A 24,173-nucleotide genomic window follows, 5' to 3' on the forward strand; every position below is an offset into this window, starting at 1 on the left:
TTCGGCGGACGCACGATCGTGCGTCAGGCTCGGCGGCGCGATTGCCGATTTCCGGTCTATCGCGAATCACGGAGCACATGCGCCCGAGGCACGATGCCGTCGGCCCATCGGCCGGCCGGTCCCGACAGTACAGCAAGAGCGCAACATGGCGACTTCCATCGACCTCAATCTTCTCGTCGTTCTGGACGCGTTGCTGTCCGAGAACAGCGTCGTGGGCGCGGCCAACGCGCTCGGCCTCAGTCCGTCCGCCCTCAGCCGCTCGCTCGCGCGCTTGCGGGTGATGACGGGCGACCCGTTGCTGGTGCGGGCAGGGCGCGATCTCGTCCCGACTCCGCGCGCGCTCGAGTTGCGCGACAGGGTGCATGCGCTCGTCGTGGAGGCGCATTCGGTCATGTGCCCGTGCGAACGGGTCGACATGAGTACGCTCAAGCGCACGTTCTCGATTCGCGCGAACGAGGCATTCGTCGAGACCTTCGCGCCGGCGCTGCTCGAACACGCGTCGCGCGCCGCGCCCGACGTGCGGCTGCGCTTCGCGCCGAAACCCAACAAGCATGTCGATGCGCTGCGCAACGGCGACATCGATCTCGAGGTTGGCGTGATCGGCCAGGCCGGCCCGGAGCTGCGCGTGCAGGCGCTGTTTCGCGACCGCTTCATCGGCGTGGTCCGCGCGGATCATCCGCTGGCGACCGGCGAAATCACGCCGCAGCGCTTCGCGTCGTTTCCGCAAGTGAGCGTGTCGCGCCGCGGGCAGTTCAACGGCCCGATCGATACGCTGCTCGATTCGCTCGGCATCGCGCGCTCGGTGACGACCGTCGTGTCGAGCTTTCCGACCGCGCTGTCGCTCGCGCGCAGCTCGGACTTCGTCGCCAGCGTGCCGGAGCGGCAGACCGAGCGGTCCCGCGTCGGCATGTACAGCTTCACGCTGCCGTTGCCGATCGCGGACCTGACCGTCTCGCAGATCTGGCACCCGCGTTTCGACCGCGACCCCGCGCATCGCTGGCTGCGCGATTGCGTGCGCGGTATCTGCGCGCCGCGCGTGGCCGAGGCGATCGCACCCGCTTGTCATGCGGCCGCTTCGATGTGACGCATCATGCAACTCTGGTGGCGTGCGTCAACGTCATTGATACATTGCGTCTCGTGCATCTTCCGCAGCGTAAATCGATTCGGTATGCTCGATTCCATTGTGACAACGCCGGAGATAATGCGTGGGACGATCGTTGCTTGTGAATTCGCCGAATATTCGTGACGCCTTTAAATAATAAACATCCAATCCGAGGGGTATGTGAATTGAGGTGAACGCTGGAAATAACGAATCTGAAACATTGGCGTCTTATTCTGGATGGAGAAACGAATGATTCAGTGTGCGGCGAATATAGCGGCGCCCGCGGATGTCGCGCTGAGCATGCGCGAATGCGAGGTGTTGCGATGGGCGGCGGAAGGGAAGACCGCCTATGAGATCGGCATCATTCTCGGCCTGACCGAGCGGACGATCAACTTCCACATTTCGAGATCGATCGTCAAGCTCAACGCGTCCAACAAGACCAATGCGGTCGTGAAAGCCGTGTTGATGGGCCTGATCGTGTTTGCGTGAACGGTACCGGGGCGTCCGTCGTGGACCCCCGGTTGCCGCATCAGATCGCGCCCTGGAACGACAGCACGCGCGTCCTGAACTCTTCCGGCACCGGCACCGTGGTCTTGCTGCCGTAGTCGAACATCACGTGCGTGGACACGGCCCGCGCCACCACCGCCGGATCGTCGGCCGAATCCTCGGTGCCCGCCTGCCCGTCGCGCACCATCAGGTATTCCAGTTCGAAGCTCTTCGAGCCGAAGCGCGTGACGCTGCTGCGGACCGTGATCGTATCGCCGTACTGCGCGGGCTTCAGATATTCGCACGCGGTCTTGACCATGATGTGCGGCAGCTTTTCCGAATACGGCAGCTCGAGCAGGTCGTGCATGTAGGTCAGGTACGCGTGCTGCAGATAGTCGTAATAGACGGGGCTGCTCACATGGCCCATCGCGTCCGTTTCCCGATACTTCACGTCGATTCGGGTTTCAAAATACTTTCTTGTCATTGCGAGGCTCCTTGGCAGAACGGCGGGTGAGAACGTTTTTGGCAGGAGTTAAGTTAGACGTGAACCGCATATCGGAATACTGTCGGAAATCACAGATATTCACTATGTGAAATGCTTCTGAGATAAATGACAGTATCACCGGGGATTTGACCGCGCTCTAATTGCCTCCGTAAATCGGCATCCGATCAGCGAGAGTGGAGCGTTAAATGGAAAAATCCGTTGAGGCAGCGTTGACGCAAGGCGTGGCGGTGATCAGTGCGCAGCGGTTGCGCGCCGAGTTGCCCTGCGATCCCGGCCTGGCACGGTCGATCGGCGATGCGCGGCGCGCATTGGCGCGCATCATCGCGGGCGAGGACGACCGGCTTGCGCTGATCGTCGGCCCGTGCTCGATCCATGATGCGGACGCCGCGCTGGCGTTCGCGCGCCGCCTCGCGCCGCTGCGCGAGCGGTACGCCGATGTGCTCGAGATCGTGATGCGCGTCTATTTCGAAAAGCCGCGCACCACGGTCGGCTGGAAAGGGCTGCTGAACGACCCGTATCTCGACGGCAGTTTCCGGATCGAGGACGGCCTGCGCGTCGCGCGCAAGGTGCTGCTCGGCATCAATGCGCTGGGCTTGCCGGCCGCGACCGAATTTCTCGATCCGATGACCGCGCCGTATCTCGACGATCTCGTGTCGTGGGGCGCGATCGGCGCGCGCACGACCGAATCGCAGATCCATCGCCAGGCCGCGTCGGGGCTCGACCTGCCGGTCGGCTTCAAGAACGGCACCGACGGCAACGTGAAGGTCGCGATCGACGCGATCCGCGCGTCGCGGGCGTCGCATAGCTACCTGAGGTCGTCCGTGTCCGGCGGCGTGGAAATCGCGACCACGCGCGGCAATCCCGACACGCATGTCGTCCTGCGCGGCGGCAAGACCCCGAACTACGACGCCGCCAGCGTCGCGGCCGCCTGCGCCGCGCTGCGCGACGCCCATCTTCCCCCGTATGTCGTGATCGACGCGAGCCATGGCAACAGCGGCAAGCAGACCCGCGCGCAGATCGACGTGTGCGGCAACGTCGCCGCGCAACTGCATCGCGGCGAGCGCGCGATCGTGGGCGTGATGATCGAGTCGTTCCTCGTCGAGGGGCGGCAGGACCTGGTGCCGGGCACGCCGCCGGTATTCGGCCAAAGCATCACCGACGCATGTCTCGGCTGGGATCACACGGCCGAACTCGTCGAGCAGTTGGCTGCCGCGGCGGTTGCGCGGCGGCGTTCGCCAGCCGGCTTCATCGCGCACGGCGCCGCCGTCGCGATGCAGGCCGTTTCTTACTGAATGAAAGGAGCTCTCTTGAACTCACCCATCGACATCGCCCGCGCGCTCGACTGGAAAGGCGACGGCGCCAGCCGCACACCCTACGAGGCGTATACGAGTGAAGCGCTGTACCAGCGGGAACTCGAGCGCCTGTTCTATGCGAATCACTGGTGCTACATCGGCCTCGAAGCCGAAGTGCCGTCTCCCGGCGATTTCCAGCGCACGGAAGTCGGCGAGCGATCCGTCGTGATGACGCGCACGGAGGACGGCGAGATCGTCGTCTTCGAAAACGCGTGCGCGCACCGCGGCATGCAGTTCTGCCGCGAGCGCTCGGGGAAGGCGAAGGATTTCCACTGCCCGTATCACCAGTGGAACTACGACCTGAAAGGCAACCTGATCGGCGTGCCGTTCCGGCGCGGCGTGCGTCAGGGCGGCACGATCAACGGCGGCATGCCGGCGGATTTCGAGCCGGGCAAGCATGCGCTGCGGCGCCTGCGCGTGTCGACGCGCGGCGGCGCCGTGTTCGCGTCGTTCGACGAGAACGTCGAATCGTTCGAGGACTTCCTCGGCCCGCGCATCCTGCCTTACTACGATCGTCTGTTCCACGGCCCGAAGCTGACCGTGCTCGGCTACACGCGGCAGCGCGTGCCGAGCAACTGGAAACTGATGGTCGAGAACATCAAGGATCCGTATCACGCCGGGCTGCTGCATACCTGGTTCGTCAACTTCGGCCTGTGGCGCGCGGACAATCCCGCCCGGCTCGTGACCGATGCGCATCACCGGCATGGCGCGATGGTGTCGATCCGCAGCGGCGGCGGCGGCGGCGAGGTGACCCACAACGTGACGAGCTTCAAGGAGCGCATGACGCTGCACGACGACCGCTTCCTCGACGTCGTGCACGAACCGTGGTGGGGCGATCCGACCGTCGTGATGCTCACGCTGATGCCGAGCGTCATCATCCAGCAGCAGGTCAATGCGTTGTCGACGCGTCGCATCCGGCCGATCGGCCCGGGCGTGTTCGACTACGTGTGGACGCATTTCGGTTTCGAGACCGACACGGAAGAGATGACGCGGCGCCGTCTGCGTCAGGCCAATCTGTTCGGGCCGGCCGGCTTCGTGTCGGCGGACGACGGCGAGGTCATCGAATGCGTGCAGCAGAGCTTCGAGCAGATCCAGCACGGCAACGTCTACAACGAGCTCGGCGGCCGGCAGATCGACGAGCAGACCGAACATATGGTCAGCGAAACGCTGGTGCGCGGCATGTACCAGTACTGGCGCCAAGTGATGGAGGCCTGAATGAGCACGATCACGACACGAACGGACCGACCGTCCGCCGAGCCGCACGCGGGCGGCGCGAATTTCGAGGATTTCTATTCGCTCGTCCAGCTCAATGCGAGATATGCGGCCGTGCTCGACGGCGGCGACTGGGACGCGTGGCCGGAATTCTTCATCGAGCAATGCCGGTACACGGTGGTGCCGCGCGAGAACCACGAGCGCAACCTGCCCCTCGCGGTGATGGACTTCGAGAGCAAGGGCATGCTGAAGGATCGCGTCTACGGGATCAAGGAGACGCTGTTCTTCGATCCGTACTACCAGCGCCACGTGATCGGGCTGCCGTTCATCACGTATCTCGACGACGCGGTGATCGAGGCGGAGACGAACTACGCGGTGCTGCGCACGAAGACCGAGCAGATGAGCGATGTGTACAACACCGGGCGCTACCTGGACCGGATCGTGCGTACGCCGCACGGGCTGCGTTTCGAGTCGCGCATCTGCGTGTACGACAGCGAGATGATTCCGAACTCGCTGATTTACCCGATCTGAACGAGGTGCCGAACGTGACTACGGAATGGATCGATGCAGTCGCGCCGGAAACGGTGCGCGCCGACGGAATACTCGGCGTCTGGGTGGGGGGCCGCGACATCGCGCTGTATGCGGTCGGCGACGAGATCTTCGCGACCGAGAACCAGTGCACGCATGGCGACGCGCGATTGAGCGACGGCTTCCTGCTCGACGACGAGATCGAATGCCCGTTGCATCAGGGGCGCTTCAGCGTGCGGACCGGCATGGCGCTGTGCGCACCGCTGACGACGTGCGTGCACACCTATCCGGTGAAGATCGAGAACGGCCGCGTGTTCGTGCAGCTCGCGCCGGCCGATGCGGCGGCGCCAGCGGAGGCGCGATCATGAGCGCGTACGTGGTGTTCGATATCGATGTGCACGACGTCGACGCTTACCAGGCGTACCGCCGGCTCGGTGCGCCGACGGTGGCGGAGTACGGTGGGCGCTTCCTGGTGCGCGGCGCCGAAGTCGAGACGCTGGAAGGAGACTGGGCGCCGAAGCGCGTCGTCGTGCTCGAATTCGAGTCGGCGGAGCGCGCCCGCGAGTGGTATCGGTCGGAGGGCTATCAGGCGGCCAAGCGCCTGCGCGAGCCGGCCGCGCGGACGATCGGTATCCTTGCCGACGGCTACGTGCCGGCGCCCGGCGATCCGCGTTAAGCGAAGTAGAAGTAGAAGTAGAAGTAGAAGTAGAAGTAGAAGTAGAAGTAGAAGTAGAAGTAGAAGGGGCTCCGCGCCGTGTCGTTCGGCGCGGAGCCCCCTTTTTCATTCGGGGCGCCGCCGAACGCGGCCCTGCGCAGTCGATTCATCGGTGAGGCGGCGATGCGATCCGGCAGAGACTTCCGCCGCCCGCCGCCCGCCGCCCGCCGCCCGGTTACCCGGTCGATCGCTCCGCCGGCCGACACGGCTTCCGGCGGTTTCCCCTCACGACGTCACGCATGACGATAGCGGATCGACCAGACCGCCAGCAGCGTCGCGCCGAACAGCAGCAGGCAGCCGAACGAGAAATCGTTCAGCGCGAGCATGTGCGCTTCGACGTCGATCGCATGCGAGACCGACGCGAGCGCGCCGGACGGCGACAGCCCCGCGTGATCGAGCCGCGCGAACCAGTCGGCGGACGCGAAATCGTACGGCGTGATGTGGTCGACGAGATAGGTGTTGTGCACGCGGGAACGACGCTCGAAGTAAGTCGGCGCGACCGAGGTCGCGACGCTGGTGCCGATCCGGCGCAGCGCGTTCTGCAGCCCGGATGCCGCGGGCAGCCGCTCGCGGGCCAGCCCGGCGAGCGACAGCGACACGAGCGGCGTGATGAAGAACGCGGTGGCGGCGCCCATCAGCAGCGAATTGGCGGCGATGTCGCCGAGGGTCACGTCGCTGTTGAAATGCATGCGCCAGAACGACGCGGCGCCCCAGCCGACGAGCGCGACGGTCGCGAGCAGGCGCGGGTCGGTGCGGCCCTGGAAGCGGCCGAGCAGCGGCGCGATCACGATCCCCGCGACGCCGAGCGGTGCGGTGGCGATGCCGGCCCAGGTGGCCGTGTAGCCCTGCTGGGTCTGCAGCCACAGCGGCACGAGCACCAGCGCGCCGAAGTAGAGCCCGAAGCCGACCGTGATCGCGAGCGTGCTCGTCGTGAAGTTGCGGTCCGCGAACAGCCGCAGGTCGACGATCGGATGGTCGTCGGTCAATTCCCAGAGGATCAGCGCGACGAACGACACGATGCTCACGACCGCCAGCATGCGAATTTCGTCGGAGGCGAACCAGTCGAGGTTCTGGCCGCGATCGAGCAGCAACTGGAACGAACCGAATGCGGCGGTGAGCAGCAGCAGCCCGACGACGTCGACCGGCAGCCGCCGCGTCGCGTTGTCGCGTCCCTTCAGCAGCCGCGCGAGTACACCCAGCACGAGCAGGCCCGGCGGTACGTTCACGTAGAAGATGTACGGCCAGCTCAGGTTGTCGGTAATCCAGCCGCCGGCGATCGGCCCGAGCACCGGTGCAACGAACGTCGTGGTCTGCCACACGGCCAGCGCGACGTGGCGGCGCGTCGACGGGAACACCGCCATCAGCAGCGCCTGCGACAGCGCGGTGATCGGGCCCGACGCGGCGCCCTGAAGCGCGCGAAACAGCAGCAGCGACTCGAAGTTCGGCGCCATCCCGCACAGGACCGACGTCAGCACGAACAGCAGCACCGACACGCGGAACAGCCGCACCTGGCCGAAGCGCTGCGTGAGCCAGCCGGTGAGCGGCAGCGTGATCGCGAGCGGCGTCGCGAACGAGGTCAGCATCCACGTGCCCATGTCCGGGGCGACGCCGAGATCGCCCGCGATGGTCGGGACGGCGACGTTCGCGATCGTCAGGTCGAGCGTCTGCATGAAATTCGCGACGCTGACCGCGATCGCGACGAGCGCCAGCGGCATGCCGGCGAGCGGCTCCAGCGGCAGTTTCGGCGCCGCGTTCCGGGTGAAGAAGCGCATCGTCAGGCTCCCGATGCGAGCGGGCGTGCGCCGCTGTTCGCGCGAATCGTCTCGGTGACGAGCGCCTCGCCCGCTTCGTCGTCGTCGCGATAGATCGACGTGGCGTCGATCGACCGGCGCGCTTCGGGCGGACGGGCGGGCGGCGACGCCGACGCGGTGCCGGGGCCGTGATCGACCGGTACCGATGCCGTCATCGACAGGCCGATACGCAGCGGGTGCGCGCGCAGCTCGGCGGGATCGAGCGCGATCCGGACCGGCACGCGCTGGACGACCTTGATCCAGTTGCCGGTCGCGTTCTGCGCGGGCACGGCCGCGAACGCGGCGCCGGTGCCGGCTTCGAGCCCGACGACGCGCCCGTGGAACACCACGTCGCTGCCGTACAGGTCCGAGAACAGCTCGACCGGCTGCCCGGCGCGCATGCCGCGCAGTTGCGACTCCTTGAAGTTGGCCTCGACCCACACGTGATCGAGCGGCACGAGCGCCATCGACGGCGTGCCGGGCGACACGTGCTGGCCGACCTGCACGACCCGGCGCGTGACGAGCCCGCCGAGCGGCGCGTGTATTTCGGTGCGGCGCAGCGCGAGCGCCGCGCTGCGGACCCGGGCGGCCGCCGCGCGCACGAGCGGATTCGTGTCGATCGACGTGCCGTCGGTGCGCGCGAGCGTCGCATCGTACGCGGCCTGCTGCGCGTTCAGCGCGGCGGCCGCGCCGTCCATCGCATCCCGCGCATGGCGCAGGTCCTCGCGCGACACGCCGCCGTCTTGCGCGAGGCTCAGGCGGCGCTGCAGGTCGTCGTTCGCCTTCGCCCATTCGGTGCGCCGCACCCGGATCTGCGCTTCGTCGCGCACCGCGTCCGCATGCGCGGTGCGGTATTGGCGCACCGCATGCGCGAGTTGCGCGACCGCTTCGTCCAGCGCGAGCCGGGCGTCGGTCTTGTCGACGCTGAACAGCAGGTCGCCGGGACGGACCCAGTCGGCGTTCTGCACGCGCACGGCGTCGACGGTGCCGCCGATCTGAGGCGAGATCTGCACGACGTCGCCGGAGACGTACGCGTCGTCGGTCGTCTCGGTGCCTCGGGTGGTGGCCCACGCGACGGCGGCGAGGCCGGCCGCGCCGGCGAGCGCGATGAAGAACCAGCGGAAGTAGCGCCGGCGCGCGCGTTGCAGCGCGGGCTCGGCGGCGGGGGATTCGGGACGGTTCATTGGGTGACTCCAGTGGAAGTGGCGCCGCCGAGCGCGGCGATCAGGCGGGCATGCTCGATCGCGAACGACGCGTCCGCGCGGGCGACCGATGCGCGGTCGTCGAGCAGCCGGCCTTCGGCGAGCAGGACGTCGAGATAGCCGGAAATGCCTTTCCGGTAGCGCTGCGTTTCGATGGTGTAGGCCTGTTGCGCGCGCGACAGCGCCTCGCGCTGAAGCGCGCGCTGCCGGCCGAGCGTGTCGATCTGGACGAGGGTGTCGCTGACCTGCGCGAGCGCGTTGACGACCGTGTCGTCGTACGTCGCGACGGCCGCGTTGTACGCGGCGGTTTGCGCGCGCAGGCCGGCACGCAGGCGCCCGCCCTCGAAAATCGGCAGCGTGATCGCGGGGCCCGCGCCGAGCGTGCCGCTGTTGCCGTGGAACAGCGCGCGGAAGCCGAAGCTCTGCACGCCGGCGAAGGCCAGCAGGTTGACGTCCGGATAGAACGCGGCGCGCGCCGCGTCGATGTTCGCCGCTTCGGCTTCGACCCGGTAGCGCGCGGCCAGGACGTCGGGCCGGCGGCCGATCAGCGCCGCGGGCAGGACGGCCGGCATCGGCAGCGCCGCGGCCGGCGGCGCGGCGGGCGTCAGCGCATCGGCGTAACCGGGCCCCCGGCCGACGAGCGCGGCGAGCCGGTGGCGCAGCCGGGCCGACGCGGCCGCATGCGTGTCGATGTCGGCCTGCGCGTGCGGAATCGGTTCGCTCGCCCTGAGCACGGCGACGTGCATGTCGAGGCCGGCGTCCGCGCGTTGCGACGTGAGGCGCAGCAGATAGCTGTGCTGCTGCAGCGTATCGCGCGCGATCGCGAGCAGTCGCTGTTCGAGCGCGAGTTGCAGATACGTTTCGACGATCGCCGCCTGCAACGACACGGCGGCCGCACGTTCGAGCGCGCGCTGCTGGTCCGCGCGCAGTGCGGCGGCGCGCGCCAGCGCGTGCTGCCGGCCGGCGATGTCGAGATCCCACGACGCGCCGAGCAGCGCCTGCGCGTCGACCTGCCAGTGCCCGGCCGCGGGCGGCGGCGTCCGGTAGCTGCCGGGCAGGCGCGTCGGCACCGCGCTCGCCGTCGCGCCGAGCTGCGGCAGCAGCGCGGCATTTTCGACGTCGGCGTCGGCCAGCGCCTGCGCGACCCGTTCGCGCTGCGCCTGCAGCGTCGGTGCGCCGGCCAGCGCATCGTCGACGAGGCGATCCAGCTGCGCATCGCCGAACGCGGTCCACCAGCGTTCGGCGACCGTCGGCGAGCCGGCGCTGGCCGCGCCGATCGCGGCGCCCGCATCGAGCTGCTCGACGGGCGTGATCCGGGCCGCCGGGCGTTGCGGGCCGAACGGCGCGCAGCCGGCGATCGCGAGCGCGGCGAGCGCGGGAACCAGGCGGCGGGCGCCGCGCGCGCGGTCGATGAGGAGGGGCATGGTCGGTTTCCTGTCGCGTGAAGGCAAACGATCTGTATCTAAAAATATATCTTTAGATATTATTTGACGATCGGCAACTGGTAGAAATGGCAGTCGGCCGCACCGGACGGCATCGTCGAAACAGCGGAAGGGGGGCAGACAGGGGCGCGCGGGTTACGCGATGGCGAGTGCGTCGAGCGCTGCCGCGAGCGTTTGTGCGACGGACTGGCCCGAGGTGTCGATGCGGCAGTGCGCGCAGGCGCGGTACAGCGATTCGCGCGCGTCGTGCAGCACGGCGAGCGCCGCGCGCGGGTCGGCGACGTTCAGCAGCGGGCGGGACGCGTCGCCGCGCGTGCGGTGCCACAGGATGTCGAGATCGGTCGCGAGATGGATCACGAAACAGCGCTGGCCGAGCCGCGCGCGCGTGTCGTCGCGCAGCACGGCGCCGCCGCCGGTCGCGAGCACGAGCGCCGGCCCGCGCGTCAGCGCGTCGATCACGTCGGCTTCGCGTGCGCGGAAGTCGCCCGCATGGAATTGCACGGCGACGGGCGCGCCGAAGCGGCGTTCGAGTTCGCGGTCGGCGTCGACGAACGGCAACGCGAGCGCGCGGGCCAGTGCGCTGCCGATCGTCGTCTTGCCGGCGCCGGGCATGCCGACGAGCGCGATGCGCGTCGGGCCGGCCTGCGGGCGCGGGTTCACAGGCGGCTCCGCAGCGACGGCGCGCGGCGCGTCACGGCGGCGATGCGCTGCATCCGGACGTAGTTCGCGAGCGGGTCCAGCGCATCGGTGATGAAGGTGTGCGGCGCGCCGGCGGCCGTGTCCAGCGCAATGCCGGCGACTACGAGCGTGCCGTCGCACAGTGCGTCGGCGAGCGCGCCGATGCGCGCGCCAAGCGCCGGCGACGCAGCGCCGAGATCCGCAATGACGCGGCGCGAGCGCGGCCAGTCGACCGGCTCGGCCGCGCGTACCGGCCAGCGCGCCAGCAGACCGCCGGGCAGCGGCGTCGCGGCCCGTGCAGCGGACGTTTCGAGCACCCGCCAGGTCAGCGGCGCCGCGGGCAGGCACGCGCGCCAGCGGCCATAGGCGGTCGCCGCGGTGTCGCCGATCGCCACCGCCGGAAGCCGCAGACGCTCGCAGCGCCGCAGCAGGCACGCGATGCCGGCGGCGTCGGGCGTGCCGCGCACGAACGGCAGCAGCTCCAGTTCGTCGTCGTATTCGGCGCGCAGCGCGCGCAGCCATCGTCCGGCGGCAAGCGGCAGGCAGTCCGCCGCGGCGATGCCGCACAGCACGAGCAGGCGATCGTCGCGACCGTCGCGAATCGCGAGCAGCCGGGCCGCGACGCGGGACGAAGCGGGCGCCGTCGTCATGATGCGGCGGGGCCGTCGGCGTGCCGGTCGGTACCGCCCGCGGCACGCGGATAGGCGCCGAGCACGCGCAGCTCGGAAGCGGCGAACGCAATCTCGTCGAGCGCCGCGCGCACGTTCGGATCGAGCGGATGCCCGCCGAAGTCGATGCAGTACCGATATGCATGGCCGGCGTCCCGTGCCGGGCGCACGTCGACCCAGAGCAGCGGCGCGCGGTGGTGGGCGAGCGCGTCGAACACGCGCGCCAGCGCGTCGGGCGCATCGGTCGGCCGCAGCACGATGCTCGTGCGGTCGTAGCCGGTCGGCGCCGGCGTCTGGCCGCCGACGATCACGAAGCGCGTGCGGTTGTCCGGGTGATCCTGGATCGCGGCGGCGACGATTCGCAGTCCATAAAGCGCGGCCGCGGGTTCGCCGGCGATCGCCGCGCAGTCATACAGGTGCGCGGCCTCGCGCGCGGCCACCGCGTTGCTGGACACCGGGATGCGGCGCAGGCCGGGCGCATGCGCGTCGAGCCACGCGCGGCATTGCGCGAGCGCCTGCGGATGGCCGACCACGCTGTCGACGCCGGTGAGCGAGCCGCTGGCGCTCAGCAGGCAGTGCGCGACCGGCAGTTCGATCTCGCCGGTGACGGGCGCCGCTTGCGCGATCAGCAGGTCGAGCGTGCGGGTCACGGTGCCTTCGGACGAATTCTCGACCGGCACGACCGCGCATTCCGCGTCGCCGCGCGCAAGCGCGTCGAATACGGCGTCGATCGTCTCGTGCGCCTGCCCGCGGGCGAATTCGCCGAAGTGACGCAGCATCGCGGTTTCGGTGTAGGTGCCCGACGGGCCGAGGAACGCGACGGACGGCAGCGATTGCGCGTCACGGCTCGCGCTGAACAGCGTCTGCCAGATGGCGCGCAGGTCGCGGTCGCGTAGCCCCCACGGCGCGCGCGTGCACAGCTCGGCGACGATCGACGCTTCGCGGGCGGGCTGCCGCACCGCGAGCCCCGCATTCCGCTTGAGATGACCGATCTCGGTTGCGTGAGCGATGCGCTGGCCGATCAGCTCGAGAAGCTGGTCGTCGATCACGTCGATCTGCGCGCGGCGGCGTGCGATCGCATCGTCGACGGACGACGGGGCGGCAAGTTCGGTCGGCGTCATCGCGTATCGGTCCGTGAAGTCGCGGAAACGGCCGGCCGGTGCGGGGCGACGTGCGTCGCCGCGCCCGGCTGCATGCGGGCGACGGCGCGCGCGTATTCGGCCGCGAGCCGTTCGACGATTTCGGCGACGCTGAGCACCGCGTCCATCGCGCCGACGCCCTGGCCGGCCCCCCAGATGTCGCGCCACTGCTTCGCGCCGCCGTCCGGCGAGAAATCGAGCTGCGCGCCGTCGACCCGGGCGAGTCGCCGCGCGTCGAGCCCGGCCGCCTCGATGCTCTGGCGCAGGTAGTTGCCGTGGACGCCGGTGAATGCGTCGGTGTAGATGATGTCGGCCGCGCTGGCTTCGACGATCGTGTCCTTGTAGCGCTGCACCACGTTGGCTTCGTGCGACGCCAGGAAGCGCGTTCCGATGTACGCGAAATCGGCGCCGAGCGCGCGCGCGGCGGCGATCGCGTCGCCCGTCGCGATCGCACCGGACAGCGCGATGAAGCCGTCGTAGAAGCGCCGCACTTCGGTGACCAGCGCGAACGGCGACAGCGTGCCGGCGTGGCCGCCCGCCCCCGCCGCGACGAGGACGAGGCCGTCGACGCCGGCTTCCAGCGCCTTCTGCGCATGTCGCACCGTCGTGACGTCGTGCAGCACGATCCCGCCGTACGCATGGATCGCATCGACGACGTCGCGCGACGGTGCGCGCAGGCTCGTGATCATCAGCGGCACGCGTCGGTCGATGCAGATGCGCAGGTCCTGTTCGACGCGCGGATTCGACGGATGGCAGATATGGTTGACCGCGTACGGGCCGACCGGCGCATCGGGATGGGCGTCCCGGTACGCGCGCAGCGTGCCGTCGATCGTGTCGATCCAGTCGCCGAGCTGCGCGCTGAGCCGCGCGTTGAGCGCCGGAAATGCGCCGACGATCCCGCTCCTGCACTGGGCGAGCACCATCTCGGGATAGCTCGCGATCAGCATCGGAGACGCAATCACCGGCAGCCGGAGACCCTGCAGCGGAAGCGGAATCATGGTCGGGCTCCGGCTCGTTAGCGGGCGAGCGCCGCGCTGTCGCGCCGCTCTTCCAGGCGGCGGTGGAAGCCGTCGCGGCTCACGGCGCAGCGCGTATGCACGCCTTCGCCGACGACGCCCACCGCGTCGCGCACCTCGACCCGGTACGTCATCATGCGGCCGTCGACCTCGATCAGTTCGGCATCGACCGTCACTTCCCATTCGGGCGGCGTCGGTGCGAGATGCTTGATCTCGAAGTTGTAGCCGACCGTCATCTGCCCGGCCGGCAGCAGATGGTCGGTCGCCTGCATGCAGGTCTGTTCGATGAAGATGATCATGATCGGGCTCGCGAGCGCGTGCGCTTCGCCGCCCCATTGATCGGCGAGCGAAATCGTGTCGACGCGGTGGGTGGCGCGGGCACGCAGGCCAGTCTGGATAGTCAAGGGCAACTCCTGAACGGGTGAGGGAAGGGTGTGCGGTCACGCCGCGCGCGCCGTGGCGGCCGCGCGGCGTTGCATCTGGCTGAAGATGTTGCGGTAGTGCATTTCCTCGGTGCCGCCGGCCGAGCCCATCGCGAGCGCGTCGGCGACGAAGGTGGCGAGCGGCCCGCGCCGGTAGCCGTCGCTGCCGTGAATCGCGAGCAGGTGCAGCGCGGCCTGCGCGAGATCGCGCGCGCCCGCGAGCTTCGCGATCGAGCAGTTCGCGAGCGCCTCGGGACGCTGCGCGACGAGCAGGTCGAGCGCCGCGCGTGCCGTCCAGCGGGTGCGTTCGATGCCGACCTGGACGTCGACCAGCCGGCGCTGCACGTGTTGATGCGCGTCCAGCGCGACGCCGAGCGTCTTGCGGGCGCTGGCGTGCGCAAGCGCGTCGGCGAGAAACGGCTGGGTGACGTTCGCGCACAGCAGGCCGAACAGCGCGCGATTCATCGACGCGATGTCCATCAGCAGGCGCAGCCCGTCGCCGGGCGTGCCGAGCAGTTCGTCGGCATCGACGCGCACGCCGGACAGCGCGACGTCGCCGATCGGAAGATCCGCGACGCCGAACGTCGCCTGTGGGGCGCTGCGCTGCACGCCCGCGCGTTCGGGATCGATCAGCACCAGCGCGGTGGCCGGCTTGCCGTCGCCGGTCAGGGTCGCGACGATCATCATCAGGCGCGCTTCGGGCGCGTGGCTGATGTTGTACTTGTGGCCGTCGAGCCGGTAGTGGTCGCCGTCGCGAACGAGGCACGTTTCGAGCGCGCGCACTTCGGTGCCGGTACCTTTCTCGGAGATCGCCGTGGCGCCGATCGCGCCGGACAGCAGCGACGGCAGATGCCGCGTGCGCTGCGCGTCGGAACCGTATGCGACGAGCGCGCGAATCAGCGTCGCCTGATTCGCGAGCGCCATCGCGAAGCCGACGGAGCGCAGCGCCGCGGCGACCGCTTCGAACGCATCGACGAAGTCGTGCCACGTGCCGCCCGCGCCGCCGAGTTCGCGCGGCACCGGCACGCGCCACAGTCCCGCGTCGGACAAGGCATCCCACGCATCGCGATGGAAGGCGCCGCAAGGGGCGGACCGCGCATGGCGTTCGGCGATGTCCCGGTATGCGGCGGTCGTCGTGTGCTGTGCTTCGCAGGCGGTGAGAGTCATGTCGGGGCGCGAGACTTTGCATGGATCGTGTCGCCAATCTAATGAAAAGCCCCCGGGCGAGAAACTGTCAGTTATTGCACTTCGACGCGGCGTGCGGCGGCGGATGATTCGAGTGCAAGCGGGGTTGCGATGGGCGGCGGAGCGCGATTGCCGGACGCGGACGTGATCGTGATGCCCGTCGCGCGCATCGGCGCGAGCGATGGCAGTCCAGCCATGTCGTCGTCGGCGGTATCGCGGCGCTTCGATGACGGAAGACGATCGCGTGTCGGTGGTGGGGCGACACGCGGTGGGATTGCCAATGCTTCGTCGTTCAGGTCGATTCGATTGAATTCGCAGTCCATATCATTAGGATGGCGGGGAATGCGTTCGTGTCGAATTCCCGATGCTCGTTTCGTTGCCGTCACACCTGCCGGGCGGCGGGCAGGCGTCGGTGGAGCGCGCGACAAATAAACCGTCAGACGATCCGAAAGGCCCGACCCCGTCGCGCCGACGATCGGTGAAATCATGCCCGGCCTTGCTTCCGTGAAATTGTCATGCTAGTTTTTCATGAAATTTACCGGTGTAATTTTCACGGAAATCCGCATGTTCATGCAGTCCGACCGTCACGTCGCAAGCTATTACGCCGGCACCTACCCGACGCCGATCCCGCATCGGCCGGCGCTGGACGAACGCATCGATGCCGACGTGCTGGTCGTCGGCGCGGGCTTCAGCGGGCTGCATACGGCGCTGCGGCTCGCGCTTGCCGGCAAGCGCGTCGTCATGCTCGAAGCGAGCCGCGTCGCATGGGCCGCATCGGGCCGCAACGGCGGACAGGCGCTGCTCGGCTGGTCGTGCGACATGCAGCCGCTCGAGGATGCGCTCGGCCGCGACGGCGCGCGGCTGCTGTGGGACAGCATGCGCTGGGCGGCGGCCGAGGTGCGCGAACTGCCGGCCCGGCATGGTTTCGACATCGACTACCGGCCCGGCAGCCTGTGGGCCGCGGTGCGGCCGCGGCGCGTCGCGATGCTGGCGCAGGCGCGCGACGAGGCCGCCGAGCGGTGGGGCTACGACCGGCTGCGCGTGATCGGCCGCGACGAGATGCCCGAATGGATCGGTGGCACGCGCTATCTCGCCGCGCTTCACGATCCCGAGGCCGGCCACCTGAACCCGCTGAAGCTCGCGCTCGGCCTCGCGCAGACGATCGAGTGCGCGGGCGGCCGCATCTTCGAACAGAGCCGCGTGCTCGACTGCCGCGAGACGGCCGGCGGCCACGTCGCGCGCACGGCGCACGGCGAAGTGCGGGCGGACGTGCTGGTGCTCGCGTGCAATGCGTACGTCGACCGGCTCGATCGCGACCTCGCGCGCCGGCTGCTGCCGGTCGGCACGTACCAGGTCGCAACGGCGCCGCTCGCGCCCGACGTCGCGCATGCGCTGTTGCCGCGCAACAGTTGCGTGATCGACAACCAGTTCGTGCCCGACTATTTCCGCCTGAGCCCCGACAACCGGCTGCTGTTCGGCGGCGGCTGCACGTATCTCGGCGGCATTCCGGCCGATATCGCGGCGGCGACGCGCCCGCATCTCGAACGCGTGTTTCCGCAACTGGCCGGCGTGCCGCTCGACTACGCGTGGGGCGGTCACATCGACATCAGCATGCGTCGCACGCCGGACATCGGTCGCCACGGGCAGCGCTTCTGGCTGCAGGGCTTTTCGGGGCACGGCGTGCTGCCGACGCTCGCCGGTGCGCGCGCGGTGGCCGACGCCGTGCTCGGCGACGCACACCTGCTCGCGCAGTACCAGCGCATCCGCAACCCGCGCTTTCCCGGCGGCGACCGGCTGGCCGCGCCGCTGGAGGCGATCGGCAAGGCCTGGTACCGCCTGCGCGATACCGTTTGATTGCACCGGAATCCATCATGAACGAACAGGAAGAGATAGAAAGTCTGGCGATCCTGATCCGCGACCTGCGCAAGCATCGCAAGGTCACGCTGAACGATCTCGCCGAACGGATCGGCCGCTCGGTCGGCTTTCTGTCGCAGGTCGAGCGCGGGCTGTCGCGTCCGACGGTCGCGGATCTCACCGCGATCGGCGAGGCGCTCGGCGTGCCGACCACGTATTTCTACAGCCTCAGCAAACCGCGCAGCGTGCCGTGGGTCACGCGGCCCGGCGAGCGGCGCACCGTGTATTACGCGAATGGTATTACCGACATCCTCGTGTCGCCGAACATGCGGTCGCGCTTCTCGATCCTCGAAAGCCATCTCGGGCCGGGCGCGAGCAGCGGCGAGCGCCCGGTCGACGACAGCGACGAGCAGGGCGGCTTCGTGCTCGAAGGAGAACTGACGATCTGGCTCGACGGCGACGACACGCACGTCACGCTTGGCCCGAACGATGCGTTTCAGCTTCCCGCGCACAAGCGCTTCCGGTATGCGAACCTGACCGACGCGCCGACGCGCGTGATCTGGGTATTCACCTGAGCCGAGTGGTCGGCGGGGCGGGCGGCGTCGGAGGCCGCCGCGCCGTGCAGTCTGTTTGCATTACTGAGTGATTTGCGGCTTGCGCTGCGCCGTGTGCCGCATGAATCCGGTTCGCCGCGTTGCGGCACCGCCCTACAAGACATGGAAAGGATGAGACATGGCTGACGTCGTTCCCGCGCTGGTCAGTGAAGTCCGCGCGTTCCGGCAGGCGCACCCCGAGATCCGTTATGTCGACCTGATCTGCCTCGACCTGCCCGGGCATTTCTACGGCAAGCGCTATCCGATCGACGCGCTCGAAAAAGTCGCGTCGGGCTCGCTGCTGAAGCTGCCGCAGAACTGCGTGCTGCTCGGCACGCAGGGCGGCCTCTACAAGATCGGCGATTACTGCTTCAACGACGGCGATCCCGATGCGCCGCGCCGCCTGATCCCCGGCACGCTGAAGCCCGTGCGCTGGGAACGGCAGCCGCTCGCGCAGATGCTGATCAGCTCCGACGGCACCGATTCGCCGATCGAATTCGAGCCGCGCGAGGTGCTCGCGCGCGTGCTGCGGCGGTTCACGGCGCGCGGCATCCGGCCGGTCGTCGCATTCGAGCTCGAGTTCTACCTGTTCGCCGCGCAGCTCGAGCAAGGCATGCCACAGTATCCGCGCGATCGCCTGAGCGATGACCGCGACGATCAGCCGAACATGCATATCGAGCGCCTGTCGCGCTTCTCCGACGTGCTGCACGAGATGGTCGACGCCGCGTGCGAACAGGGCGTCGATGCGACGGTGATCACCGCCGAGCTCGGGCCCGGCCAGTTCGAGATCAATTTCGGGCATACCGACGACGCGCTGCGCGCGGCCGACTGGTCGGCGCTGTTCTGTCGCAGCACGCGCGGCGTCGCGTTGCGGCATGGCTATCGCGCGAGCTTCATGGGCAAGCCGTACCTGCATGCGCCGGGCAGCGGGATGCACGTGCACGTGAGCCTGTACGACGACGCGGGGCGCAACGTGCTTGCGGCCGACGGGCAGCGGCCGTTGCGGCACGCGGTGGCCGGCTGCCTCGCGCTGCTGCCGCACTGCATGCCGGTGTTTGCGCCGAACCACAATGCGTTCCGGCGCTACGGGTCGATGGTGAACGCGGCGAGCCGCGCGAGCTGGGGCTTCGAGGATCGCGACGCGTGCATCCGGATTCCGGAATCGGACGCACGCAACCTGCGGATCGAGCACCGGCTCGCGAGCGCGGATGCGAACCCGTACCTGGTGCTGGCGGCGATCCTGAGCGGGATGGAGCACGGGCTCGATGCGCGGCTCGAGCCGATCGCGCCGCTCAACGACGATCGCGGCAGCGGCATCGATTTTCCGCAGGAGATGCTGTCGGCGGTCGCCGCGATGCAGGATCATCCGGCCGTGCGCGAAGGGCTCGGCGGCGAGTTCGTGATGGTGTATTGCGAGAACAAGCGGCAGGAGGAACTGGATTTTCGCAACGAAATCGGCGCGCGGGAGTATCGGTGGTTTCTGTGATGGCCGCGCGCGTCGACGCAGCCGGCTACGGGAGTGCGCGCCAGTAGTGCACTTCCTCGATCGGCGTACCGTCGATCTCGAAGGCCTTGATGTCGCGTTCGGCGACGAAACCTTCGCGTTCGTAGATAACGTTTCAGCGGCAGAAGATCGCCGATGAAAAAGTAGTCGATCGGGTCATCGAAGACTTCGGAGAACGCATGCCGCGAAGCGGCTTCGCGGCATGGCATGCTCGACGCCCTTACTCCCCGAGCTTCGACGTCACGCACCCGGTGCTCGAGCATTCGCGCTCACGCTCGCGCAGGAACGACAGCCGCGACTGCGTCATGTCGTTCGCGCACTGGATATCGACGAGGTAGCTGCTGCCGCGCGTCTCGCTGCACTGCGTGTCGCGTTGTTTCAGCCAAGCGAGCTGGCCGGCCTTCAGCGTCGCCTGCTGATCGCCGCTCAGTTGCTTGCGCAGCCGGCCGTATTCGTCGTTGAGATCTCGGTCGGACTGCGAGAACTGCGTGCTCGTGCAATACACCTGGTCGAACGCGCTGCGCGGCTTCCCGCAGCCGGCCGCGTGCGCGGCGAACGGAACGGCAAGCGCGAGCAGCGCACAGGATGCGAGCAGATTCTTCTTCATGGTGAGTCTCCTGACGGGGTGAAAACCGGTGAATCCGACGGGCGATACCGTCGTTTATCGGGGTGTCGTACACGCGTCGATGCCGCCCGCGATCGCGGCGGACAGGCGTTGGATCGTCTCGCGCCGCGCGAGCCGCGCTTCCTCGTCCGGATTGACGATCACGCCGGCTTCGACGAGCACGGCCGGAATCGGCGCGGTGCGCAGCACGACGAGATCGTCGAAGCGGTGGATGCCGAGTGGCGGGTCGATCAGCGGGCGGTTCTCGCCCTTGATCGGCTGCGCGTGATACAGCGACGGCCGTTCGCCGGCCGCGACCAGCCGCTCGGCAATCGCCTTCGCGCAACGCAGGCTTTCCGCATAGTGCGGATTGCGTTCCGACACGAACACCGAGAAGCCGCGGAATTCGCGCTGCCGGCCCGCGTCGATGAACTGCTGCTGCATCGAGTCGTGATGGATCGACACGAACAGGTTCGCGTCGGGCGCCTGCGTCGAACGCCGATCGAGCGCGATCTCGCGGCCGTCCGCCGACGTGCGCAGCACGCGGTCGCCGTGCGCGGCGAGTGTGTCGGCGACCGCGCCGGACAGGTCGAGGTTGTACAGGTATTCGACGCGGCCGCTCGCGCCGGTGGAGCCCGGACGCGCGGGCGTATGGCCGGTGTCGACGACGATGTAGCGCCCGCTCGCGGGCTCGGTTACGGAGGTCCCGGAAGCGCCGCGGACAACGGCGGCATCGGCCGCGTGCAGCGCCAGCGGTGCGCCGAGCAGCGGGGCGCACGCGAGCACGCGCGCGGCGGCGCGCACCAGCGGGCGAAGGCGTCGGAAGGTTCGGTTCGTCATTGTTGTTGTCGAGAAGGGCGGTCGGCGCGTCGAACGGCGCGCCACCGTCGGCCTGCTCTATGCAGTCGGAATGTCGCGCGATTATAGCGGGTGGCGGCGACGCCGCAATGACGAACGGCGGTTGTCAGGCCAGCACGCGCCGGGCCGCCAGCATACCCCAGTACGACGCTTCCTCGAACAGCGACAGCCCGGACAGGTCGGCATGCGCGAATACGACGGGGCCGTCGGCATCGCGCAGCGCGAGCAGCCCCGGTCGGCTCAGGAAGCCGACGTCGGGTGTCGCCATCGCATGGCCGCGCACGGTGATCTCGAGTGCGGTCGCATGCTTCCACAGCTCGCGTCCGTACACGGCCTGCAGGTCGATTGCCGCCTGCTCGCGCAACGCGTCGGGCTTCGCCTGCGCGAGCCAGCGGCGCGTATCGTCCGGCGTTTGCGTGCTCAATGCCTGATAGGCGGAGAAGACGGAGCGCGTCGGCGGCGACATCCGGATCAACTGGTGCGTCGACACGACATAGCCGAGCCCCGCGCCGCCGTAGACGACGTTGTCCCACGCGAGCGGTACGCCGGCTTCCTCGGCCGGCATGCCGTCGAGCAGGAAATTGGACACGAGCCACGGCGCGCGCGGCGGCAGATCGCGCGCGGGATCGAAGCCGTATGCGTGTATCTGAGGAAACACGCGCGCCGCGACGAACAGCGGCATCGCGGAAACGACCCGGCGCGCCTTCAGCATGAACGTCGACAGCGCGCCGTCGCGGCCGACGCGGGCGCACAGCACGTCGACGCCGCCCGCACGTTCGGTCGCGCGCACCGCGAAGCCGTCCCGCGACCATGCGTTCGAGCCGGTGCGCGCGGCGATCGAATCACTCAGCTTCGTCACCATCGTGTGCAGCCCGTCGGGCCAGGTCAGCACCGCGCCGTCGCCCGCGTCGCCCGCATGGCCGCCGCGCGACGAGAAATAGTGCAGCCCGGCCCATGCGGAGACGTGCTCGTAACCGGCGCCGTAGTCGTCGCGGCAGCAATAGTCCAGATACCAGTGCAGCGCCTTCGCGGTATAGCCCTCGTCGCGCAGCCACTGGCGAAACGAGCGCCGGTCGAGTGCGCGCCAGCGCGGGTCGCGCGACGATTCCGCGATCGGGATGCAGAACACCTTGCGGCCGTCGGCGCCGCGCGGGGTGCGCAGCCCGTCCGTGTACGCGAAGAAGTGCGCTTGCTGTGCGAGTTCGTCGGCATCGAGGCCGGCGGTCGGCACGATGCCGTCCTGCCACTGCCCGCCGATGAACAGCCGTTCGTCGGGTGCATGGACGAGGGCGCGCTCGTCGTAGACGGGGCGCGCAGAGAACGGCGCGGATTCGATCACGCCGAGATCGGCGAGCATGTCGCGCAGATGCACGGACTCGAGCGACGGCAGCGGCAGGTAGTGCGCGCCCTTCGGATAGCCGAGTTCGCCGAAGCGCCCGCCGGCCGCGTTGCCGCCGAATTCGGGGCCGGCGAGCACCGTGAAGCGCGTATGGCCGGCGCGCGCGAGCTGCCATGCGCACGACAGCCCGGCCGCGCCGGCGCCGAGAATCGCGACGTCCGTCTCGATCGTGCCGGACGGCGGCGGCAGCGTGGCATGGTCGCGCAGCGCGTGGCCTTCGCGCATGCCGGGGTAGTCGATGCGCGGCGTCGTCTCGATCCAGCCGGTGCGGCCGCAGGCGGCGAGCGACGCGGCCGCCGACGCGACGAGGAACGTGCGACGGTCCATCAGCGCAGTACGTGCTTCCAGTCGTCGTCGAAGCGGCGCACGAGCGGCTGGTCGTTGAGTTCGTTCGGCGACATCGGCAGCGCCGGCATGTCGGCCGGAAAGTGGAACATCTCGGCGGCCGTTTGCGGATCGAGCCAGCGCGTCGGCACCGAGTAGTGCGTCGGCACCGTGAAATCGCGGCGCTTGCCGGCGATCACGAAGCCCCAGTCGCCGAACGACGGCACGTAGCAGTGGTACGGCCACGTGTTGAACCCGGCTTCGCGCAGCGTCGCGATGATGGTCCAGTACGCATGCGGCGCGAAATACGGCGACGTCGACTGGATCACCGTGTAGCCGTTCTCCGACAGGTGCCGCGCGAGCAGCCGGAATACGGGCACCGAATACAGGCGGCCGAGCCCGAAGTTGGTCGGATCGGGGAAGTCGACGACGATCGCGTCATACACGTCGGCATTCGATTCGAGCCAGCGCACCGCGTCGTCGTTGATCACCTGCACGCGCGGGTCCTTCAGCGCGCCCTGGTTCAGCTTGACGAGCGGCGCGGACGTCGAGAACAGCTTCGTCATCGCGGGATCGAGATCGACGAGCGTGATCCGTTCGAGATGGCGGTGCTTGAGCAGTTCGCGCACCGCGAGGCCGTCGCCGCCGCCCAGCACGAGCACGCGCTTCGCCCACGGCAGCGCCTCGATGGCCGGATGGATCAGCGCTTCGTGATAGCGGTGCTCGTCGCGCGACGAGAATTGCAGGTTGCCGTTCAGGTACAGCCGCATGTCGTCGTGCCACTGCGTGAGCACGATGCGCTGGTACGGCGTCGTTTCCGAATAGATCGTCTCGTCACCGTATACGCCGTGCTCGGCCCAGTGCGTGATGCGCTCCGACAGCGCGAACCCGGCGATCAGCAGCCCGATCACGAGCGACGCGCGCATCAGCTTGCCGCGCACGTTGCGGATTTCGTCGCGGAACAGGTGCGTCGTCCACAACGCGACGAATGCGTTCAGGAGACCGAACAGGAAGCTCGTGCGCAGCAGGCCGAGACGCGGCGCGAGCACGAGCGGGAAGATCAGCGACACGGCGAGCGAGCCGAGATAGTCGAAGGTCAGCACCTCGCTGACGGTATGGCGGAACGCCTGGCGGCGCTGCTGGAACGCGCGCATCACGAGCGGAATCTCCATCCCGATCAGCAGGCCGAGCGCGAGCACCAGTGCGTAAAGCGCCGCGCGAAACGGTGCGGCGAGCCAGGCGAACACGACGAACAGCAGCGCGGCCGATACGCCGCCGAGCAGGCCGACGAGCAGCTCGATGTCGACGAAGCGGTCGAGCACGTCGTCGTCCTCGACGAACTTCGCGAGCCACGAGCCGATCCCCATCGCGAACAGGTAGCAGCCGATCACCGACGAGAACTGCAGGATCGAATCGCCGAGCAGGTAGCTCGACAGCGCGCTGCTGATCAGTTCGTAGCCGAGCCCGCACGACGCGAGCACGAGAATCGACAGGACGAGCGCACGCTTATGCAGCATCGCGCATCCGTTGTGCAGTGTTCGGCAATGTGGATATACTGGCGCGGATTTTCGTCTGGCGGCCCCGTGCGGGCCGAC

The 24,173-nt window shown here is 68.7% G+C and carries 26 protein-coding genes and 1 pseudogene; 10 read left to right on the plus strand and 17 right to left on the minus strand.

The window, feature by feature from the left end:
* The first annotated feature begins 145 nt into the window (after positions 1-145).
* Together KR541_RS23895 and KR541_RS23900 are read left to right on the plus strand one after the other, a co-directional pair.
* Positions 146-1,084: a LysR family transcriptional regulator gene (locus tag KR541_RS23895; protein ID WP_050018146.1), complete on the plus strand. Its 939-nt coding sequence runs from the start codon at positions 146-148 to the stop codon at positions 1,082-1,084.
* A 267-nt stretch (positions 1,085-1,351) separates the two neighbouring features.
* The gene (locus KR541_RS23900; RefSeq protein ID WP_050018147.1) at positions 1,352-1,591 is read left to right on the plus strand and encodes a LuxR C-terminal-related transcriptional regulator; all 240 of its coding nucleotides are present in this window, start codon (positions 1,352-1,354) and stop codon (positions 1,589-1,591) included.
* A gap of 40 nt (positions 1,592-1,631) precedes the next feature.
* On the opposite strand, the gene KR541_RS23905 is transcribed toward KR541_RS23900, so the two are convergent.
* Entirely contained in the window at positions 1,632-2,072 is a 441-nt protein-coding gene (locus KR541_RS23905) for an acyl-CoA thioesterase (protein WP_050018148.1), read from the minus strand.
* Positions 2,073-2,278: 206 nt separating this feature from the next.
* Between KR541_RS23905 and KR541_RS23910 the strand changes: the two genes are divergently transcribed.
* The 5 genes from KR541_RS23910 to KR541_RS23930 are packed head-to-tail and all read left to right on the plus strand — an operon-like array spanning position 2,279 to position 5,861.
* Complete coding sequence (locus KR541_RS23910) at positions 2,279-3,385, plus strand: 3-deoxy-7-phosphoheptulonate synthase (protein WP_063812545.1); 1,107 nt, start codon at positions 2,279-2,281, stop codon at positions 3,383-3,385.
* A gap of 15 nt (positions 3,386-3,400) precedes the next feature.
* Positions 3,401-4,660: an aromatic ring-hydroxylating oxygenase subunit alpha gene (locus KR541_RS23915; protein WP_050018149.1), complete on the plus strand. Its 1,260-nt coding sequence runs from the start codon at positions 3,401-3,403 to the stop codon at positions 4,658-4,660.
* Complete coding sequence (locus KR541_RS23920; RefSeq protein WP_050018150.1) at positions 4,661-5,188, plus strand: aromatic-ring-hydroxylating dioxygenase subunit beta; 528 nt, start codon at positions 4,661-4,663, stop codon at positions 5,186-5,188.
* Between the two features lie 14 nt (positions 5,189-5,202).
* Complete coding sequence (locus tag KR541_RS23925; RefSeq protein WP_089489772.1) at positions 5,203-5,553, plus strand: non-heme iron oxygenase ferredoxin subunit; 351 nt, start codon at positions 5,203-5,205, stop codon at positions 5,551-5,553.
* Positions 5,550-5,861: a DUF1330 domain-containing protein gene (locus KR541_RS23930; RefSeq protein WP_060011815.1), complete on the plus strand. Its 312-nt coding sequence runs from the start codon at positions 5,550-5,552 to the stop codon at positions 5,859-5,861. Before KR541_RS23925 ends, KR541_RS23930 begins: the two co-directional genes overlap by 4 nt.
* On the opposite strand, the gene KR541_RS23935 is transcribed toward KR541_RS23930, so the two are convergent.
* The 11 genes from KR541_RS23935 to KR541_RS23985 all read right to left on the minus strand — a co-directional run bounded on the left by KR541_RS23935 (position 5,858) and on the right by KR541_RS23985 (position 15,930).
* Positions 5,858-6,010 (minus strand): hypothetical protein, encoded by a 153-nt coding sequence (locus tag KR541_RS23935; protein WP_216089836.1) that lies wholly within the window; start codon positions 6,008-6,010, stop codon positions 5,858-5,860. The genes KR541_RS23930 and KR541_RS23935 overlap by 4 nt on opposite strands.
* Before the next feature lie 123 nt (positions 6,011-6,133).
* On the minus strand, positions 6,134-7,672 hold the full coding sequence (locus KR541_RS23940) for a DHA2 family efflux MFS transporter permease subunit (RefSeq protein WP_050014929.1): 1,539 nt from the start codon (positions 7,670-7,672) through the stop codon (positions 6,134-6,136).
* A 2-nt stretch (positions 7,673-7,674) separates the two neighbouring features.
* Positions 7,675-8,874, minus strand: a complete 1,200-nt coding sequence (locus tag KR541_RS23945; protein WP_216089837.1) for an HlyD/EmrA/EmrK family protein — start codon at positions 8,872-8,874, stop codon at positions 7,675-7,677.
* Positions 8,871-10,316, minus strand: a complete 1,446-nt coding sequence (locus tag KR541_RS23950; RefSeq protein WP_216089838.1) for an efflux transporter outer membrane subunit — start codon at positions 10,314-10,316, stop codon at positions 8,871-8,873. Before KR541_RS23950 ends, KR541_RS23945 begins: the two co-directional genes overlap by 4 nt.
* Positions 10,317-10,469: 153 nt before the next feature.
* Positions 10,470-10,994, minus strand: coding sequence for a shikimate kinase (locus KR541_RS23955; protein ID WP_252996683.1), 525 nt, complete (start codon positions 10,992-10,994; stop codon positions 10,470-10,472).
* Complete coding sequence (locus KR541_RS23960; RefSeq protein ID WP_050014935.1) at positions 10,991-11,662, minus strand: hypothetical protein; 672 nt, start codon at positions 11,660-11,662, stop codon at positions 10,991-10,993. Before KR541_RS23960 ends, KR541_RS23955 begins: the two co-directional genes overlap by 4 nt.
* The gene (gene pheA / locus KR541_RS23965; RefSeq protein ID WP_216089839.1) at positions 11,659-12,801 is read right to left on the minus strand and encodes a prephenate dehydratase; all 1,143 of its coding nucleotides are present in this window, start codon (positions 12,799-12,801) and stop codon (positions 11,659-11,661) included. The genes KR541_RS23960 and pheA overlap by 4 nt, the downstream gene beginning before the upstream one ends.
* Positions 12,798-13,817 (minus strand): NAD(P)H-dependent flavin oxidoreductase, encoded by a 1,020-nt coding sequence (locus KR541_RS23970; protein ID WP_050014939.1) that lies wholly within the window; start codon positions 13,815-13,817, stop codon positions 12,798-12,800. Before KR541_RS23970 ends, pheA begins: the two co-directional genes overlap by 4 nt.
* Positions 13,818-13,834: 17 nt before the next feature.
* Positions 13,835-14,239 (minus strand): thioesterase family protein, encoded by a 405-nt coding sequence (locus KR541_RS23975; RefSeq protein WP_050014941.1) that lies wholly within the window; start codon positions 14,237-14,239, stop codon positions 13,835-13,837.
* Between the two features lie 36 nt (positions 14,240-14,275).
* Entirely contained in the window at positions 14,276-15,424 is a 1,149-nt protein-coding gene (locus KR541_RS23980) for an acyl-CoA dehydrogenase family protein (RefSeq protein WP_175973497.1), read from the minus strand.
* A gap of 71 nt (positions 15,425-15,495) precedes the next feature.
* Entirely contained in the window at positions 15,496-15,930 is a 435-nt protein-coding gene (locus tag KR541_RS23985; protein ID WP_176017009.1) for a hypothetical protein, read from the minus strand.
* A 76-nt stretch (positions 15,931-16,006) separates the two neighbouring features.
* Here KR541_RS23985 and KR541_RS23990 point away from each other — a divergent pair, with 76 nt between their 5' ends.
* From KR541_RS23990 to KR541_RS24000, 3 genes are all read left to right on the plus strand, one after another.
* The gene (locus KR541_RS23990) at positions 16,007-17,296 is read left to right on the plus strand and encodes an NAD(P)/FAD-dependent oxidoreductase (protein ID WP_089489771.1); all 1,290 of its coding nucleotides are present in this window, start codon (positions 16,007-16,009) and stop codon (positions 17,294-17,296) included.
* A 17-nt stretch (positions 17,297-17,313) separates the two neighbouring features.
* Positions 17,314-17,871 carry a helix-turn-helix domain-containing protein gene (locus KR541_RS23995; RefSeq protein ID WP_050014949.1) on the plus strand — a complete coding sequence of 186 codons (558 nt, stop codon included), beginning with the start codon at positions 17,314-17,316 and terminating at the stop codon, positions 17,869-17,871.
* A 157-nt stretch (positions 17,872-18,028) separates the two neighbouring features.
* Positions 18,029-19,375, plus strand: a complete 1,347-nt coding sequence (locus KR541_RS24000; protein WP_124630676.1) for a glutamine synthetase family protein — start codon at positions 18,029-18,031, stop codon at positions 19,373-19,375.
* A 25-nt stretch (positions 19,376-19,400) separates the two neighbouring features.
* On the opposite strand, the pseudogene KR541_RS37070 reads toward KR541_RS24000, so the two are convergent.
* From KR541_RS37070 to KR541_RS24020, 5 genes and pseudogenes are all read right to left on the minus strand, one after another.
* Positions 19,401-19,499: pseudogene (locus KR541_RS37070) on the minus strand (GNAT family N-acetyltransferase); the annotation flags it as partial.
* 114 nt (positions 19,500-19,613) lie between these two features.
* Positions 19,614-20,000, minus strand: coding sequence for a lysozyme inhibitor LprI family protein (locus tag KR541_RS24005; RefSeq protein ID WP_216089840.1), 387 nt, complete (start codon positions 19,998-20,000; stop codon positions 19,614-19,616).
* A 54-nt stretch (positions 20,001-20,054) separates the two neighbouring features.
* A complete protein-coding gene (locus KR541_RS24010) occupies positions 20,055-20,837 on the minus strand; it encodes an N-acetylmuramoyl-L-alanine amidase family protein (protein ID WP_216089841.1) in 783 nt (260 codons plus the stop codon).
* Between the two features lie 124 nt (positions 20,838-20,961).
* On the minus strand, positions 20,962-22,581 hold the full coding sequence (locus tag KR541_RS24015; protein ID WP_216089842.1) for an FAD-dependent oxidoreductase: 1,620 nt from the start codon (positions 22,579-22,581) through the stop codon (positions 20,962-20,964).
* A complete protein-coding gene (locus KR541_RS24020; RefSeq protein ID WP_050014957.1) occupies positions 22,581-24,095 on the minus strand; it encodes a polyamine aminopropyltransferase in 1,515 nt (504 codons plus the stop codon). Before KR541_RS24020 ends, KR541_RS24015 begins: the two co-directional genes overlap by 1 nt.
* Positions 24,096-24,173: the final 78 nt, after the last annotated feature.

It is taken from the genome of Burkholderia sola, assembly GCF_905400185.1.
GTDB classification, from domain to species: Bacteria; Pseudomonadota; Gammaproteobacteria; order Burkholderiales; family Burkholderiaceae; genus Burkholderia; species Burkholderia sola.

What these genes read in the sequence shown, in the direction of transcription:
- KR541_RS23920 (WP_050018150.1), top strand. Translation starts at nt 4,661, where the DNA reads ATGAGCACGATCACGACACGAACGGACCGACCGTCCGCCGAGCCGCAC.
- KR541_RS23945 (WP_216089837.1), bottom strand. Translation starts at nt 8,874, where the DNA reads ATGAACCGTCCCGAATCCCCCGCCGCCGAGCCCGCGCTGCAACGCGCG.
- KR541_RS23960 (WP_050014935.1), bottom strand. Translation starts at nt 11,662, where the DNA reads ATGACGACGGCGCCCGCTTCGTCCCGCGTCGCGGCCCGGCTGCTCGCG.
- KR541_RS23950 (WP_216089838.1), bottom strand. Translation starts at nt 10,316, where the DNA reads ATGCCCCTCCTCATCGACCGCGCGCGCGGCGCCCGCCGCCTGGTTCCC.
- KR541_RS23935 (WP_216089836.1), bottom strand. Translation starts at nt 6,010, where the DNA reads ATGAATCGACTGCGCAGGGCCGCGTTCGGCGGCGCCCCGAATGAAAAA.
- KR541_RS24000 (WP_124630676.1), top strand. Translation starts at nt 18,029, where the DNA reads ATGGCTGACGTCGTTCCCGCGCTGGTCAGTGAAGTCCGCGCGTTCCGG.
- KR541_RS24005 (WP_216089840.1), bottom strand. Translation starts at nt 20,000, where the DNA reads ATGAAGAAGAATCTGCTCGCATCCTGTGCGCTGCTCGCGCTTGCCGTT.
- pheA (WP_216089839.1), bottom strand. Translation starts at nt 12,801, where the DNA reads ATGACGCCGACCGAACTTGCCGCCCCGTCGTCCGTCGACGATGCGATC.
- KR541_RS24010 (WP_216089841.1), bottom strand. Translation starts at nt 20,837, where the DNA reads ATGACGAACCGAACCTTCCGACGCCTTCGCCCGCTGGTGCGCGCCGCC.
- KR541_RS23930 (WP_060011815.1), top strand. Translation starts at nt 5,550, where the DNA reads ATGAGCGCGTACGTGGTGTTCGATATCGATGTGCACGACGTCGACGCT.
- KR541_RS23940 (WP_050014929.1), bottom strand. Translation starts at nt 7,672, where the DNA reads ATGCGCTTCTTCACCCGGAACGCGGCGCCGAAACTGCCGCTGGAGCCG.
- KR541_RS23905 (WP_050018148.1), bottom strand. Translation starts at nt 2,072, where the DNA reads ATGACAAGAAAGTATTTTGAAACCCGAATCGACGTGAAGTATCGGGAA.
- KR541_RS23895 (WP_050018146.1), top strand. Translation starts at nt 146, where the DNA reads ATGGCGACTTCCATCGACCTCAATCTTCTCGTCGTTCTGGACGCGTTG.
- KR541_RS23970 (WP_050014939.1), bottom strand. Translation starts at nt 13,817, where the DNA reads ATGATTCCGCTTCCGCTGCAGGGTCTCCGGCTGCCGGTGATTGCGTCT.
- KR541_RS23985 (WP_176017009.1), bottom strand. Translation starts at nt 15,930, where the DNA reads ATGATTTCACCGATCGTCGGCGCGACGGGGTCGGGCCTTTCGGATCGT.
- KR541_RS23980 (WP_175973497.1), bottom strand. Translation starts at nt 15,424, where the DNA reads ATGACTCTCACCGCCTGCGAAGCACAGCACACGACGACCGCCGCATAC.
- KR541_RS23910 (WP_063812545.1), top strand. Translation starts at nt 2,279, where the DNA reads ATGGAAAAATCCGTTGAGGCAGCGTTGACGCAAGGCGTGGCGGTGATC.
- KR541_RS23990 (WP_089489771.1), top strand. Translation starts at nt 16,007, where the DNA reads ATGTTCATGCAGTCCGACCGTCACGTCGCAAGCTATTACGCCGGCACC.
- KR541_RS24015 (WP_216089842.1), bottom strand. Translation starts at nt 22,581, where the DNA reads ATGGACCGTCGCACGTTCCTCGTCGCGTCGGCGGCCGCGTCGCTCGCC.
- KR541_RS23995 (WP_050014949.1), top strand. Translation starts at nt 17,314, where the DNA reads ATGAACGAACAGGAAGAGATAGAAAGTCTGGCGATCCTGATCCGCGAC.
- KR541_RS24020 (WP_050014957.1), bottom strand. Translation starts at nt 24,095, where the DNA reads ATGCTGCATAAGCGTGCGCTCGTCCTGTCGATTCTCGTGCTCGCGTCG.
- KR541_RS23900 (WP_050018147.1), top strand. Translation starts at nt 1,352, where the DNA reads ATGATTCAGTGTGCGGCGAATATAGCGGCGCCCGCGGATGTCGCGCTG.